The sequence below is a fragment of the Streptomyces sp. NPDC002476 genome, assembly GCF_042889785.1.
Taxonomy (GTDB): domain Bacteria; phylum Actinomycetota; class Actinomycetes; order Streptomycetales; family Streptomycetaceae; genus Streptomyces.
This window is the reverse complement of sequence record NZ_JBIARH010000012.1, coordinates 135,480-151,304: the sequence shown is the minus strand read 5'-3', so window position 1 is coordinate 151,304 and position 15,825 is coordinate 135,480. Positions and strand designations below refer to the sequence as shown.

Here is a 15,825-nt window from a genome sequence, read left to right as displayed (position 1 = left end):
GATAGGGGGTGTGAATGCGTGGGGCTGCCCACCCATTCCCTGATGTGACTGGAATCACGCAGGCGGGTGTTTGTGGGTGTTCAGGCCGCGAATGGGGCGGCCAGTTGGTTGCGGTCTGTGAGGTTGAGTTTCCTGAATACCCTCGTCAGGTGCTGCTCCACGGTGCTGGGGGTCACCTGGAGCCGACGCGCTATCTCGCGATTGGTGCGGCCCTGGGCGGCGAGTTCGGCGACCCGGGTTTCGGCCTTGGTGAGTGTTTCGATCCCGCCGCCGCGTACCGGTGCCTGGGGCGAGGACGGGCGCTTTTGCCGCGTCTGCTGGAGATCGGCCAGCGCCCGGGCCAGCTCGTAGCGGTCGCCGCACGCGCGCAGCATGTCCACGGCCCGGGTGAGCAGCGACACGCGCCGTTCGGGCCCGTCGGCCTCGGCCAGGAGGCGCAGCGCCATGCCGTGGACTCGGGAGGGCGCCTGACCGAGCCGGTCAAGCTGTTCGGCGAGAAGGGCGCCGGCTTCCTCCGGCCGGCCCAGCGCGAGATGTGCCTCGGCGGCGTCGACCCGCCACGGGGCCAGGGTCGGCAGGTCCATGCCCCACGCCTGGACGCGCTCGCCGGATACCAGGAAGTCGTCGAGTGCCAGGGTGGGGCGCTTCATGGCGAGGTGGAGGTGGCCGCGGGCCCGCAGATAATGCAGGCCGAACCGTGATTCGAGCAGGCTGTCCGGCAAAGGCCTGGCGGAAAGCCGCTCGGCTTCGGCGTAGTTTCCCATCGCGGTGGCCGCGAAGATTCCGACCGCCAATGGAAGGCCGACGGCCATGCCCCAGTGATGTGGCGGAATGAGTGCCAGTGAAACCTGCGCGCTCTGGTAGGCGGCGGAAACGTCTCCCTGGCGGAGTGCGATCCAGGAACGGATGGCGGTGAAGTATGCCTGACCGCCCCTGAGGTTGTGCTGCGCTAATTCGGAAAGAATTCGATCGCAGTGCTCCGCCGCGGTCTCGGTCCTGTCGGAATAGATCAGCGTGATAAGTGCGTTCGCGACGGCGTCGAGCAGGGAATTGTCCTGCCAAGGATTCCGCAGGATTTCCTCGGCCTGTTCGATCGAGGACTCCAGGGGGCCCTCCCGCAGGACCGAGTCCAGGATCTTCGTCGACCGGAACACGATGGACACGGGCGACGACTGAGGCAGAGCGGAGGGGCCGAGGTCCTCCACGGCGAGAGCGCGGGTCCCCAGCGACGGCCAGGAGACGTCGAGCAGGAGCTGCGTGGTGTGTACGTCGAGCGAGGCGCTTTCGTCGTGCGCCAGGGCGGACACGTCCAGCGAGTCGAGCACCTTCACCGCCTCCCTCGGCCGCCCGAGCCAGAACAGGTGGCGCGCGATCAACGACGCCTGACGCGTGCCCATGTGTGCGGCGAGAGGAGATTCCAGGAGTTGGAGCATGCGCCGGACCGAGGCCGGAGGGCTCGCCCAGAACTCGGTGTCCACGAGCTTCACCAGTAACTCGGCCTTGTGCCGCTCGTCACGGCACTCCTCGTACGCCAGTTTCAGGTACTGGCCCCTCACCTGTGTCTGCCCCCGGTACCCAGCCTCCTTCGCCGCCTCGGCCAGAGCCTTGAGGGCCCAGGGTTCGCCGGCACTGCCGGCGGCCAGGAGATGTGCGGCGACCTTGGTGGCCGGTTCCCCCGCGTAATAGAGCAGACGTGCCGCATCCAGTCGCAGAGCGGCGCGATCCTTCTCGTGCAGTCCCGCGAGCACCGCCGCGCGGGCTTCCGGATGGCGGAAGCGCAGACCGTCCAGCAGACCGGTCCGGTTCAGCGTCTGGACGTGCCGCGCGACCGGTTCGGTGTCGGAACCGGCCAGACGCGCCAGCAGTTCCACGGTGGCCGCGTCGTCCAGGACCGCGACGGCGTGCGCGACGGCGCGCGTCTGCGGCTCGGTGCGCTCCAGGCACCACAACAGGGCCTGAAGGAACGATTCATCCGCCGGGCCGGCGTCGACGGCACGTGGTCCGAGGGTGTTCCGCGTGGCCTCGTGATCATCCACCAGCGCCCGTACGAGCAGAGGATTTCCACCGCTGACGTCATGGAGCACCGGGGACAGCCGGTGCGCGCTCGCTTCGTCCAGCAGATGCGAGACCATCTGCCGTACGCCGCCCGGGGACAGAAGATCGATGGCGACCCGCCGGTAATGCGGCTGGCGGAGCAGTTCCGCGCGGAACAGCGGGTGCGCCGCGTGCGGGCCCTCGCGCTCGCCGAGTGCCAGCATGACGGGGGCCGAACGCAAGCGGTCGACGAGGGGCGGCAGGAAACGCAGCGAGGCGGAGTCGGCGTTCTGGAGATCGTCCACCGTGATCAGCACCGGGGCGGTCACCGTCAACGCGCGCAGCGCCGCGTGCAGGTCGTTCACGACATGCACGGGGACGTCGTCCGCGTCCCGGGATCCGTCGGCCGTGTTCTGCGCGGCGGAGCGGCCCGTCGCAAGCGCTGCCTCGACCCGCTCCGCCCATTCGGGCGGCAGCGGAGCCGTACGGAACAGCCGGCACAGCGCGCCGAGCGGCGTCCCCTGTCCGCCCTGCGGGCACTGGATGTCGACGACGAGCAGTCCCGAGTCCGCGGCGAACGCGGAGAGTTCGCGCAGCAGGCTCGTCTTGCCGCTCGCCACGGGGCCGCTGATCAGCACCACCGATGCGGTCCCGTGCGCGGCGTCCACGGCGCTCTTCTTCAGGAACGCGAGTTCAGAGTCTCGTTCGACCAACGTCATGACTGTTTCTCCCCCCAGACGAATACCGTCGGCCGTCGTGCGTCCCGCCCGGGGACCCGCGCTCCGCCGACGGGATCTCCGTCGAGAGGCGTGCCGGGGCGGACGGTGATGACCGGGACGGCAGCAAGAGCCCTGTCCGACGCCACAACATGGGGCGGCGCGCGGACCGTGGGCACCGGGCCCGCGCGTACCGCCCCATCGGCGTGGTGCGAACCGCTACACGGTGCCTCCCGGCCTCACGCGCGGCCGGAGCGCCGGCCTGGCCCCGGCCGCCTTCGACAGCCGCTCCGCGAGGGAGGCGACCGTGGGTGCCTCGAAGACGGTCCTGATCGAGACGTTCACCCGGAGTGCGGACCGGATACGGCTGACGAGCCGCGTCGCGAGCAGCGAGTGACCACCCAGCGCGAAGAAGCTGTCCTCCACGCCGACGCGTTCCACCCCCAGCAACTCGGCGAAGAGCCGGCACAGCGTCTCCTCCTGGGGCGTCCTCGGCCCGCGACCGCCGACCGGCGCGTACACCGGCGCCGGCAGCGCCCGGCGGTCCGTCTTCCCGTTCGGGGTCAACGGCACCGCGTCGATCGGCACCACGGCCGCCGGCACCATGTAACCGGGCATCCGCGAGAGCAGCCGCTCGCGCACCTCCGACGGATCGATCGCGTGGCCGTTCTTCGGCACCACGTACGCCACCAGCCGCTGATCGCCGGGTACGTCCTCGCGCGCCATCACCACGGCGTGCGCGACATCGGGGTACTGCGCGAGAACGGCCTCGATCTCGCCGGGCTCGATGCGGTATCCGCGGATCTTGACCTGCTGATCGGACCGGCCCACGTACGCGAGCTGCTGACGCCGGTTCCACCGCACCACGTCGCCGGTGCGGTACATCCGGGTACCGGGCGGCCCGAACGGGTCGGCCACGAACCGCTGCGCCGTCAGGCCCGGCCTGCCGAGATAGCACCGCGCCAGCCCGGCCCCGGCCACGTACAGCTCGCCGGGCACCCCCGGAGGGACGGGGTTCAGCCGGCTGTCCAGGACGTAGGCGCTCAGATCGGGGATGGGCACCCCGATCGGGCTCGTGGTTCCGGCCGCGGCCGCGGAAGGACGATCCAGCCGCAGATGGCTGACGTGCACGGTCGTCTCGGTGATGCCGTACATGTTCACCAGCGCGGGCGCGTCGTCCGGATGCCGGCTGTACCAGTCCTCCAGCCGGGAGGGATCCAGCGCCTCGCCGCCGAAGACGATGGTGCGCAACGCCAATTTCCGTCCCGCTTCCGGGTCCTCGCGCTCGGCCTCCATGAGCTGGTAGAAGGCCGACGGGGTCTGGTTGAGCACCGTCACACCGTGCTCCGCCAGCAGCTCCAGCACCTGCGCCGGGTTCCGGCTGACGTCGTGCGGCAGCACCACCAGCCGGCCTCCCCAGCCGAGCGCGCCCCAGATCTCCCACACCGAGAAGTCGAACGCCGCCGAGTGGAACATCGTCCAGACGTCATCGGCTCCGAAGCCGAACCACTGCTGGGTGCTCCGCAGCAGCCGCACGGCATTGCGATGCGGGATCACCACACCCTTGGGAGCTCCGGTGGACCCCGAGGTGTAGATCACATAGGCGGGGTGGTCCGCCGTCAACGGCGCCGCTTTGGAGGCGGTCCCGGCGTCCACCGGTCCGGTGACCGGCCCACCCGGCGCGGCGAGGATCTCCCGTACGTCGAAGACCGCCGTTCCGGCCCCGATGTCCGCCGCACCGGCCAGTGCGCCTTCGTCCGCGGAACTCAGCACGAGCGCGGGCGTCGCGTCCGCGACGGTGTACGCGATGCGCTCCCGCGGATAGGCCGGATCGATCGGCACGTACGCCGCTCCGGCCTTGAGCACACCGAGCAGGGCCGCGATCAGTTCCGCCGACCGGGGCAGCAGGAGCCCGACCCGCTGCTCCGGCCCGATGCCACGGGACGAGAGCCAGCGGGCCAGCCGGTCCGCGCGCTCGTTCAACTCCCCGTAGGTCAGCCGCGAGGTACCGGACACCACGGCGACCGCGTCCGGCCGGTTTCGCGCATGCCCCTCGAACAGGTCGACCAGCGTGGTCCCGTCGCGGGCGAGGTCCTCCGGCCCGGAGGCGGCCAGCAGGCGCTCGCGCTCTCCCCGTGCCAGCAGGTCGATGCCCCCGATCGGCTCCCCGGGATCCGCGACCACCGCGCGCAGCAGCCGGATCCATCGCGCGAGCAACTCCTCGACGGAGGACCGGTCGAACAACTGCGACGCGTACTCCGCCATGGCGGAGACCCCCTCGGGCCGTCCCTCCCTCCCTTGTCTCTCGGTCAGGGAGAACCACAGGTCGTACCGGGACGTGCCGGTGCCGGCCAGCTCGAAGCGGGCCCGCAGCCCCGGCACGTCGAAGACCGCCTCGGGGGAGTTCTGCAGCACGAGCGCCACTTGGAACAGGGGATGGTGCGCGGTGGACCGCTGCGGATTGAGCCGCTCCACCAGGAGGTCGAACGGCGCGTCCTGATGGGTGTACGCCTCCAGACTCGCCTCCCGCACCCGGGTCACCAGAGCGGCGAACGACGGATCGCCGGAGGTGTCGGTGCGCAGCACCAGTGTGTTGACGAAGAAACCGACCAGGCCGTCCAACGCCTCGTCCCGGCGCCCCGCGACGGGCGACCCCAGCGGGATGTCGGTGCCCGCCCCCAAGCGGGTGAGCAGCGCCGCCATCGCGGCCTGCAGCACCATGTAGAGCGTCGCGTCCAGCGAACGTGCCAGCTCGGTGAGCCGCCGGTGCAGGTCGGCATCCAGCTCGAACCGCACGATGTCCCCCTCGTGCGAGGCGACCGCCGGGCGGGGCCGGTCCAGCGGCAGGTCGAGGCACTCCGGCAGCCCCGACAGGCGCTTCTGCCAGTACTCGATGTCCCGGGCGAGGACGCCCCCGGGCCGGCCCGTGTCCCCGAGCAACCGCCGCTGCCACAGGGTGTAGTCCGCGTACTGGACGGGAAGGCCGGGCCAGGCCGGCTCCGTTCCCGCCACCCGCGCCGTGTACGCCGTGGCCAGGTCGCGCGCGAACGGATGGAAGGACCAGCCGTCACCGGCCGAATGATGGATGAGGACGAGCAGCGCCCATGCGTCGTCACTCACCTCGAACAACGAGGCACGCAGCGGGAGTTCGCCGGCGAGGTCGAAGGCGTACCGCGCCGCCGCGTCGATCGAGCCGGTCAGGGTGTCCCGGGTCGCCGGACGGACCTCCCACGGCACCCGCACCGACCCCGCGTCCAGGATCCGCTGGTGGGGACGGCCGTCGACGTCGCGGAACACCGTCCGCAGCGATTCGTGCCGCCCCACCACGTCGTTCAGCGCCTCTTCGAGCACCGCCGGATCGAGCCGGCCGTCGAGGGTCAGCACCAGCGGCATGTTGTAGGTCGCGGACGGCCCGTTCAACTGGTGCAGGAACCACAGCCCCTCCTGGCTGAACGAGAGGGGGACCGTCTCCGGCCGCTCCATCACCGTCAGCCCCGGGCGGGCCCGGACACCGTTCTCCAGAAGCCGGGCGATCTTCGCCACCGTGGGTGCCTCGAACATGGCCCGTTCCGGCAGTTCGATACCGAACACGGAACGGACCCTGCTGGTCAGCCGGGTGGCCAGCAGCGAATGCCCGCCCAGATCGAGGAACGGGTCGTCCCGGCCCACCTCGGGCAGGCCCAGCACCTCGGCGAACAGCCCGCCGAGAACCTCCTCGCGAGCAGTACGCGAAGCGGCGTCGATGGTCTCCACCGCCGACGGCACCAGAGGGGCGGGGAGCTCTCGCCGCAGGATCTCGTGGAGATCACCGGGCAGATCCGCCTCCCCTGCCGGAGCCACATAGGCGATCAGCTGCTTCTCCCAGTCGCCGGCCTCCCGTACCGCCACCACGACATGGGCCACCCCGGGGTGACCGGCCAGGACGTCCCGCACCCGGTCGATCAGCTCCCGGCCGTCCTTCCCGCCGCCGAGGTCCGCCAGACGGCGGGCCAGCGACGCGGTGTCGGTGGCCGCTGCCGCCACCCGGCGCGAGCGGGCGGCCACCGGCACGCTGTCCGCGGTCGCCCCGCCGGACCGGGAGGACGATTCCGAGGGCCGGGAGTCGTCCTGCCCGACGGGTGCCGCCGGGCGTCTGGTCACGGAGTCGACGGTCAGAACCGGCTCGCCCAGCACGTCGGTGACCAGCACCGAGACACCGCCGTCCGCCGCGGCCCCGGGGCCGGCGGGGGACAGCCGCACCCGTGCGGTGGCGGCACCGGTGGCGTGCAGGCTCATACCGGAGAAGGAGAAGGGCAGCGCGCACCGCCGGCTCCCGCCGTCAAGCAGGGCTAGGGCGTGCAGGGCGCCGTCGAGCAGCGCGGGGTGCGCACCGAATCCCGCCGTGTCCAGCCCCCGGCCCAGCCGGACCTCGGCGAAGAGGTCCTGCCCGGAACGCCATGCGGCGACCAGGCTCCGGGACGCCGGGCCGACGGCGTGACCGCGGTCGGAGAGTTCCGGATACACACCGCTCACGTCGAGCGCGACCGCGTTCCGCGGCGGCCAGACGTCCAACGGGGCCGGCACGGACTCCTGCCCGGTCTCCGCGGTGAGGAGCGCTTCGGCGTGCCGGGTCCATTCGGCGCCGCGCGGCCCCGCCGGCGCGCGCGTGTGGACGGTCGCCGACCAGTCCCCCCGCCCGGCGTCCTCCACGGTGATCTGGAGGTCGAGTACGGAGTGAGGGCGGACCACCAGCGGGGTGTGGACCGTAAGCCGTGCCACACGGCTGCTGCCCACCCGGTCGCCGACAGCGATCAGCATGTCCGCCAGGGCGGTGGGGGAGAGCAGGGCGATCCCGTCGACGGCGTGCTCTGCCAGCCACGGCTGCGCGCGCAGGCTCACCGTTCCGCGCGCCACCCACCCCTGGCCTTCGGGACGCCGGCTCATCTCGTTCAGCAGCGCATGGCCGATCGCGTCCGGCCCTGCGACCGCGCCGTCACTGCGCACCGTCCCGGACGCCGTGCGCTGGAAGGGGTAGGTGGGCAGCCCGACCCGGGCGGCGCCCGGAAGAAGTACGGCCCAGTCGACCGGCGCACCGAGGGTGTGGAGTCGGGCCGCGACGGTCAGGATCTGCCGCCGGTCGGCGGCGTCGTCCGGCACCGGGGCCGGGGCCGCTTCTGTGGGTTCCCTGCGCAGCGAACCGACCGCCACCGCCTCGACGGACGCCAGCTCGGCGGTCTCGCCCACCGCTGCGGTGAGGACCGGGTGAGGGCTCAGTTCGAGGAAGACACGGTGGCCATCGGCCAGGGCGGCGGCGGTGGCGTCCTGGAACCGGACGGTGCCGCGGAGGCTCCGGCACCAGTAGTCGGCGTCGAGGAGGGCATCCGGCTCCAGGCGGGCCCCTGTCGTCGACGCGTAGAAAGGTGTGTCCGTCGCCCGCGGCCGGATGGGCGCCAGCTTCTCGCGCATCCGCCCGGTGATGGCATCGATGTGCGCGGAGTGGGCGGCGAGGCCGACGGCGATCCTGCGTGCCTTGATGCCCTCGGCGGTCAGTTCCTCGACCAGCGCCTCCGCGTCCCCGGGAGCGCCGGAGACGATCACGGACGTGGGACCGTTGATCGCAGCGACGGCCAGATCGCGGCCACCGCGCCGCAGTCGCTGCCGTACGACATCGACGGGAGCCAGTACGGAGACCATCTCCCCCGTGCCGTACAGGGTCTGCTGCTCCTGGCTCCACAGGGCCGCGACGCGCGCCGCGTCCGGAAGGTCGAGGGCCCCGGTGACGGCGGCGGCGGCGACTTCACCCAGGCTGTGGCCCACGACGGCGGACGGTTCCACGCCGCAGGAACGCCAGAGGCCGGCCAGCGACACCATGATCGCGAAGAGCGCGGGCTGGACGACATCGGCGCGTTCCAGCGGCGGTGCGTCCGGCGCCCCGTTGATCACGTCCAGGAGCGACCAGTCCACGAACGGGGCCAGCGCCCGTTCGCACGCCAGCATCTGCTCCCGGAAGACCGGCGAGGACGCCAGCAGGCCGCGCGCCATGCCCGGCCACTGGGCGCCCTGCCCCGGAAAGACGAACACGACCCTTCCCCCGTCCGCCGGGAAGCCGGCCGGGGTGCGGAAGACCTGGGCGCTCTGCCTGCCGTGCTCCAGCGCCTCCAGTCCGCGCAGCATCTCGGTACGTCCGCGACCCACCACCGTGCCCCGCTGGGCGAAGGCGGTCCGTGTCGTGGCCAGGGAGCGAGCCACCTCCGACGCGTGGAGCCGGGGGGTGCTCGCCACGAAGGTCCGCAGCCGGCCCGCCTGGGCCCGCAGCGCCGCCGGATTCCTGGCGGACACCGGCCATACGAGAGTTTCGGCCGCGTCGTCCGCACCGGCGGCCTCCCCGACGACCGGAGTCCGCGTGAGGGGGCTTTCGTCCGGGCGCCCGGCGGCGGCTCCCGGCGCTTCTTCCAGGATCAGATGGGCACGCGTGCCTCCGACACCGGACGAGGAGACGCCCACCCGGCGTGGCCGGCCGCCGCCGGGCCGGGGCGCTTCATCCGGATGCGCACCCCCGAGCGGCGCACGGTGTCGAAGGGCCATGACCGCCCGGATCACCCCCGCGCCACCGGCCGGCTCCGGACCGAGCGGCGAGGGCCGGCCCTCGGGCCGGTCGTTCCCGTGCACCGCCACCAAGAGTTCCCGGGCCGCCGTTTCGCCGACCGGTTCGGTGCCGCCGGCCCATGTCACCCGGTCCACATCGGCGGGGGTGAGGCCCGCGGATTCGAGGGCCTCATGGGCCACGCGTCGCGCCGCGGGATCGCCGGCGGCAGAAAGTCCCCTGGCATGGCTCCGGGCTGCGCCTTCATGGCCGACCGCCGAGCCGCGCACCACGGCGAGCACCACGTGGCCGGCGTCCCGAGCCCGCGACAGCCGCTCCACCAGCACCAGTTCGACATCGGCGACCGGATCGGGACCACCGACGGAGGCGTCCGCGGCCGTGGTGGCGGACGTGATGTCCCCTCCGTCGGCGAGGGTGACGCCGCCGGCCAGTGCCAGTGCGCACTCACCGTCGCGCACGGCCCGTACCGCGAGGTGAAGGGCGGCCGACGACGCCGCTCCGGCCGTGTCCACCGTCAGGGCCGGCCCCTCCAGTCCGAAGGCGCGCGCGATCCGTTCGGAGAGGGAGGCACTGGGGCCGTCGGGTGCTGTGCCCGGCCCCGGCCGGGGGCCGGATTCGGGTGGCGGGCCGTCGAGCAGGGCCGTCGCGCCCAGGTAGACGCCGGTCCGGCTGCCGCGCAACGTCTCCGGGAGGATGCCGGCGTGCTCGAAGGTCTCCCACGAGGTCTCGAGCAGGTGCCCCAGCCGCGGATCCGCCCTCGCCGCCCCGTCCCCGTCGATACCGAAGAACTCCGCGTCGAACCCCGCGACGTCGTGCGGAGGAGTGTCTTCCCGCTGGTAATATCGGGCGCGTTCGCCGGGCTCCGGGGCGCGGTCACCCACAGTGATCCGTCTGCGCTCGACCGGTGGGACCGATGTCGCATCCCCGCCCTCGGCCACAAGCCGCCACAGCTCATCCGGGCGCGGACCGTCCCCCACGACACGGCATCCCAGCCCCACGATCACGATCGGGTCTTCGAGGTCCGGTCTCCTGCCGGAGGCGCGTATCTCGTGGCTCGCCATGACGACCGGCGGTTTCGGCCGATCGCCCTCGGGCGACGCCGCGGGCGAGCGATCGGTGGATGGACCGTGAGGCGGTAAAGCGACATCGGATCGACGTGTCGTCATCTCTCAGTTCCCTCTTGTCCCTCTTGCGTGGGCAGTCGCGGTCAGTGGGGATGTCAGCACCTGGTGTAGTGGTGTGTGAGGAGAGTTCCGCGCTGTTGACAGGGGCCCTTCGCGGCCGAGCGGGCACGCGGGGGCGGGCCGCGAGGAGTGTCGCGGCTGTGTTCCGGAAGGGACGGGCGTCAGCGCGCCGGAAGCGCCGGCTCGTCGAATCTCGGCGAGAGCGGTGTCTCCCGGCCCGGCAGCCCCGTGAATCCCGCGTCGGTGAATGTGTGGGAAGCGTCGGCCGGTCGCACTCGACCGGCACCGTCCGAACGGGAGGGCGCCTGGTGGGGTGGGGGCACCTGTGACCTCTCTGGGCGTTGCGGATCGCTACGGAAACGGCTCGCACACTAACACGCCGTTGATCTGCTCGAATTTGTTTTCGGGGCTGAAGATGTACGGTCCCGAGGGCTGATCTTCGGCCGATATGGCCCCGGGGCGCGCCGTCCCCGCCGCTTCGGCGGGGCACCGGTGCTCCCGCGAAAATGGCGGGATCTACGTCACCGCGCCGCCGTGTCCCGCGGTCTCCGGTCGTCGGGGAATCGGCTCCGGCCGGCCATCGGCTCCCGTCGGTGCACCGCTCGGCCCCGTCGGCCGGGAACCGTACAAGTCCGGCGTGTCGGTGTGAGACGCATTTGTTTTGACCGGAGTCGACGAGGTAGGTACGCTCAGACCTTGTGCCTGGGGTGTGCCTGGACTCGTGTGCGTGTCTTCAGCCGCATGGCGTGTTCCTCTACGGCCGCCGCAATCTGCGCCCGTCCTGCCTTGTGGCAGTGGCCTGCATGATTCGACACACCCGACCGCGTGGGTCGGTGACGTTCCAGGTTAGTTTCACGAACGGCACACAGAAACCGGAGAAGTAGTGCCTACGATCCAGCAGCTGGTCCGTAAGGGCCGGCAGGACAAGGTCGAAAAGAACAAGACGCCCGCACTCGAGGGTTCGCCCCAGCGCCGCGGCGTCTGCACGCGTGTGTTCACGACCACCCCGAAGAAGCCGAACTCGGCGCTCCGTAAGGTCGCGCGTGTGCGTCTGACCTCCGGTATCGAGGTCACGGCCTACATCCCGGGTGAGGGACACAACCTGCAGGAGCACTCCATCGTGCTCGTGCGTGGTGGCCGTGTGAAGGACCTGCCGGGTGTTCGCTACAAGATCATCCGCGGCTCGCTCGACACCCAGGGTGTCAAGAACCGCAAGCAGGCCCGCAGCCGCTACGGCGCCAAGAAGGAGAAGTAAGAATGCCTCGTAAGGGCCCCGCCCCGAAGCGCCCGGTCATCATCGACCCGGTCTACAACTCTCCTCTTGTCACCTCGCTGATCAACAAGATCCTGCTCGACGGCAAGCGTTCCACCGCTGAGCGGATCGTGTACGGCGCCATGGAGGGCCTCCGCGAGAAGACCGGCAACGACCCGGTCATCACGCTGAAGCGCGCGCTCGAGAACGTCAAGCCGTCGCTGGAGGTCAAGTCCCGCCGCGTCGGTGGTGCCACCTACCAGGTGCCGATCGAGGTCAAGCCCGGCCGTGCCTCCACGCTCGCGCTGCGCTGGCTCGTGGGTTACTCCCGCGCCCGCCGCGAGAAGACCATGACCGAGCGCCTCATGAACGAGCTGCTCGACGCGTCCAACGGTCTTGGCGCTGCCGTCAAGAAGCGTGAGGACACCCACAAGATGGCCGAGTCCAACAAGGCCTTCGCGCACTACCGCTGGTAGTCGCTACCCACATCGAGACCGAGAGAAGACTGAGCCTTATGGCCACCACTTCGCTTGACCTGGCCAAGGTCCGCAACATCGGGATCATGGCCCACATCGACGCGGGCAAGACGACCACCACCGAGCGGATCCTGTTCTACACCGGCGTTTCGTACAAGATCGGCGAGACCCACGAGGGTTCCGCCACGATGGACTGGATGGAGCAGGAGCAGGAGCGCGGCATCACCATCACGTCCGCCGCGACGACCTGCCACTGGCCGCTCGGTGATGTTGACCACACCATCAACATCATCGACACCCCGGGCCACGTCGACTTCACCGTCGAGGTGGAGCGTTCGCTCCGCGTCCTCGACGGCGCCGTCACCGTGTTCGACGGTGTGGCCGGCGTCGAGCCGCAGTCCGAGACCGTATGGCGTCAGGCGGACCGCTACGGCGTTCCGCGCATCTGCTTCGTCAACAAGCTCGACCGCACCGGCGCCGACTTCCTGCGCTGCGTCGGCATGATCACGGACCGCCTCGGCGCGACCCCGATCGTGATGCAGCTGCCGATCGGTGCCGAGGCCGACTTCACGGGTGTCGTCGACCTCGTGACGATGAAGGCGTTCGTCTACCCCGCGGAAGCGACCAAGGGCGAGGCGTACAACGTCGTCGACATCCCGGCCGAGCTGGCCGAGGCCGCCGACGAGTGGCGCGGCAAGCTCCTCGAGTCGGTCGCGGAGAACGACGAAGAGGCCATGGAGCTGTACCTGGAGGGCCAGGAGCCCACCGCGGAGCAGCTCTACGCCGCGATCCGTCGCATCACGATCAACTCCGGCAAGGACGGCGAGACGACCGTCACCCCGGTGTTCTGCGGCACCGCGTTCAAGAACAAGGGCGTCCAGCCCCTGCTCGACGCCGTCGTGCGCTTCCTGCCCTCCCCCCTGGACGTCGAGGCCATCGAGGGCCACGACGTCAAGGACCCCGAGGTCGTCGTCAAGCGCAAGCCGTCCGACGACGAGCCGCTCGCGGCGCTGGCGTTCAAGATCATGAGCGACCCGCACCTCGGCAAGCTCACCTTCGTCCGGGTCTACTCGGGCCGCCTGGAATCCGGCACCTCGGTGCTGAACTCCGTCAAGGGCAAGAAGGAGCGCATCGGGAAGATCTACCGCATGCACGCCAACAAGCGTGAGGAGATCGACTCGGTGGGCGCCGGCGACATCATCGCCGTCATGGGCCTGAAGCAGACCACCACCGGTGAGACGCTCTGCGACGACAAGTCGCCGGTGATCCTGGAGTCCATGGACTTCCCGGCACCGGTCATCCAGGTCGCCATCGAGCCCAAGTCCAAGGGCGACCAGGAGAAGCTGGGTGTCGCCATCCAGCGCCTCTCCGAAGAGGACCCGTCCTTCCAGGTGCACTCCGACGAGGAGACCGGCCAGACCATCATCGGTGGTATGGGCGAGCTGCACCTCGAAGTGCTCGTCGACCGCATGAAGCGCGAGTTCCGCGTCGAGGCGAACGTCGGCAAGCCGCAGGTCGCGTACCGCGAGACGATCCGCAAGGCCGTCGAGCGCGTCGACTACACCCACAAGAAGCAGACCGGTGGTACCGGTCAGTTCGCCAAGGTGCAGATCGCGATCGAGCCCATCGAGGGCGGCGAGGCCTCGTACGAGTTCGTCAACAAGGTCACCGGTGGCCGCATCCCCAAGGAGTACATCCCCTCGGTGGACGCGGGTGCGCAGGAAGCCATGCAGTTCGGCATCCTGGCCGGTTACGAGATGACGGGCGTCCGCGTCATTCTTCTCGACGGTGGCTACCACGAGGTCGACTCCTCCGAGCTGGCCTTCAAGATCGCCGGTTCGCAGGCCTTCAAGGAGGCCGCGCGCAAGGCGTCCCCCGTGCTCCTGGAGCCGATGATGGCCGTCGAGGTCACCACGCCCGAGGACTACATGGGCGATGTCATCGGCGACATCAACTCCCGCCGTGGTCAGATCCAGGCCATGGAGGAGCGCAGCGGCGCTCGCGTCGTGAAGGGCCTCGTGCCCCTTTCGGAGATGTTCGGCTACGTCGGAGACCTCCGCAGCAAGACCTCGGGTCGCGCAAGCTACTCGATGCAGTTCGACTCCTACGCCGAGGTTCCGCGGAACGTCGCCGAGGAGATCATCGCGAAGGCCAAGGGCGAGTAACTCTCCCGAGCTCACGCTTTAGGCTTGTCACCGGAGCCTGGTGGGGCATCCGGCGCGGAGCAGCAGCGACGTGCCGGATGCCCCCGGCCCCGGCATCCCAGCAAAGATCACCCTGGCGCCGATGAAGCAAGGCGTACAGAACCACTCCACAGGAGGACCCAGTGGCGAAGGCGAAGTTCGAGCGGACTAAGCCGCACGTCAACATCGGCACCATCGGTCACATCGACCACGGTAAGACGACCCTCACGGCCGCCATTACCAAGGTGCTGCACGACGCGTACCCGGAGCTGAACCAGGCCTCGGCGTTCGACCAGATCGACAAGGCTCCTGAGGAGCGCCAGCGCGGTATCACCATCTCGATCTCGCACGTCGAGTACCAGACGGAGCAGCGTCACTACGCGCACGTCGACTGCCCGGGTCACGCCGACTACATCAAGAACATGATCACCGGTGCGGCGCAGATGGACGGCGCCATCCTCGTGGTCGCCGCCACCGACGGCCCGATGCCGCAGACCAAGGAGCACGTGCTCCTGGCCCGCCAGGTCGGCGTTCCGTACATCGTCGTCGCCCTGAACAAGGCCGACATGGTGGACGACGAGGAGATCCTGGAGCTCGTCGAGCTCGAGGTCCGTGAGCTCCTCTCCGAGTACGAGTTCCCGGGCGACGACGTTCCGGTCGTCAAGGTCTCCGCTCTCAAGGCCCTTGAGGGCGACAAGGAGTGGGGCCAGTCCGTCCTCGACCTGATGAAGGCCGTCGACGAGGCGATCCCGCAGCCCGAGCGCGACGTCGACAAGCCGTTCCTGATGCCGATCGAGGACGTCTTCACGATCACCGGTCGTGGCACCGTCGTCACCGGCCGTATCGAGCGTGGTGTCCTCAAGGTCAACGAGACCGTCGACATCGTCGGTATCCGTCCGGAGAAGACCACCACCACGGTCACCGGCATCGAGATGTTCCGCAAGCTGCTCGACGAGGGCCAGGCCGGTGAGAACGTCGGTCTGCTCCTCCGTGGCATCAAGCGCGAGGACGTCGAGCGCGGCCAGGTCATCATCAAGCCCGGTTCGGTCACGCCGCACACCGAGTTCGAGGCCCAGGCCTACATCCTGTCGAAGGACGAGGGTGGCCGCCACACCCCGTTCTTCAACAACTACCGCCCGCAGTTCTACTTCCGTACCACGGACGTGACCGGCGTCGTGACCCTCCCCGAGGGCACCGAGATGGTCATGCCGGGCGACAACACCGTCATGTCGGTCCAGCTGATCCAGCCGGTCGCCATGGAGGAGGGCCTGAAGTTCGCCATCCGTGAGGGTGGCCGGACCGTGGGCGCCGGCCAGGTCACCAAGATCGTCAAGTAAGTACCTGCGTACTTGACCGTCTGACCTGGTTGCTCCGCACAGAGCACCAAGAAGGGCCCC

At 70.1% G+C, this 15,825-nt stretch carries 6 protein-coding genes; 4 read left to right on the top strand and 2 right to left on the bottom strand.

What is annotated here, in order from left to right; all coding sequences use genetic code 11:
• Positions 1-80 precede the first annotated feature (80 nt).
• Positions 81-2,753: an AAA family ATPase gene (locus ACFYXM_RS16945; protein WP_389289994.1), complete on the bottom strand. Its 2,673-nt coding sequence runs from the start codon at positions 2,751-2,753 to the stop codon at positions 81-83.
• A gap of 216 nt (positions 2,754-2,969) precedes the next feature.
• Positions 2,970-10,394, bottom strand: coding sequence for an amino acid adenylation domain-containing protein (locus ACFYXM_RS16940; RefSeq protein WP_389289993.1), 7,425 nt, complete (start codon positions 10,392-10,394; stop codon positions 2,970-2,972).
• A 1,006-nt stretch (positions 10,395-11,400) separates the two neighbouring features.
• Between ACFYXM_RS16940 and rpsL the strand changes: the two genes are divergently transcribed.
• The 4 genes from rpsL to tuf all read left to right on the top strand — a co-directional run bounded on the left by rpsL (position 11,401) and on the right by tuf (position 15,765).
• Complete coding sequence (gene rpsL, locus ACFYXM_RS16935; RefSeq protein WP_003948652.1) at positions 11,401-11,772, top strand: 30S ribosomal protein S12; 372 nt, start codon at positions 11,401-11,403, stop codon at positions 11,770-11,772.
• 2 nt (positions 11,773-11,774) lie between these two features.
• Positions 11,775-12,245, top strand: a complete 471-nt coding sequence (gene rpsG, locus ACFYXM_RS16930; protein WP_072485550.1) for a 30S ribosomal protein S7 — start codon at positions 11,775-11,777, stop codon at positions 12,243-12,245.
• Positions 12,246-12,283: 38 nt separating this feature from the next.
• Positions 12,284-14,410 carry an elongation factor G gene (gene fusA, locus ACFYXM_RS16925; protein ID WP_389289991.1) on the top strand — a complete coding sequence of 709 codons (2,127 nt, stop codon included), beginning with the start codon at positions 12,284-12,286 and terminating at the stop codon, positions 14,408-14,410.
• A 161-nt stretch (positions 14,411-14,571) separates the two neighbouring features.
• The gene (gene tuf, locus ACFYXM_RS16920) at positions 14,572-15,765 is read left to right on the top strand and encodes an elongation factor Tu (RefSeq protein ID WP_389289989.1); all 1,194 of its coding nucleotides are present in this window, start codon (positions 14,572-14,574) and stop codon (positions 15,763-15,765) included.
• The last annotated feature ends 60 nt before the right edge of the window (positions 15,766-15,825 follow it).

What these genes read in the sequence shown, in the direction of transcription:
- rpsG (WP_072485550.1), top strand. Translation starts at nt 11,775, where the DNA reads ATGCCTCGTAAGGGCCCCGCCCCGAAGCGCCCGGTCATCATCGACCCG.
- ACFYXM_RS16945 (WP_389289994.1), bottom strand. Translation starts at nt 2,753, where the DNA reads ATGACGTTGGTCGAACGAGACTCTGAACTCGCGTTCCTGAAGAAGAGC.
- ACFYXM_RS16940 (WP_389289993.1), bottom strand. Translation starts at nt 10,394, where the DNA reads ATGGCGAGCCACGAGATACGCGCCTCCGGCAGGAGACCGGACCTCGAA.
- fusA (WP_389289991.1), top strand. Translation starts at nt 12,284, where the DNA reads ATGGCCACCACTTCGCTTGACCTGGCCAAGGTCCGCAACATCGGGATC.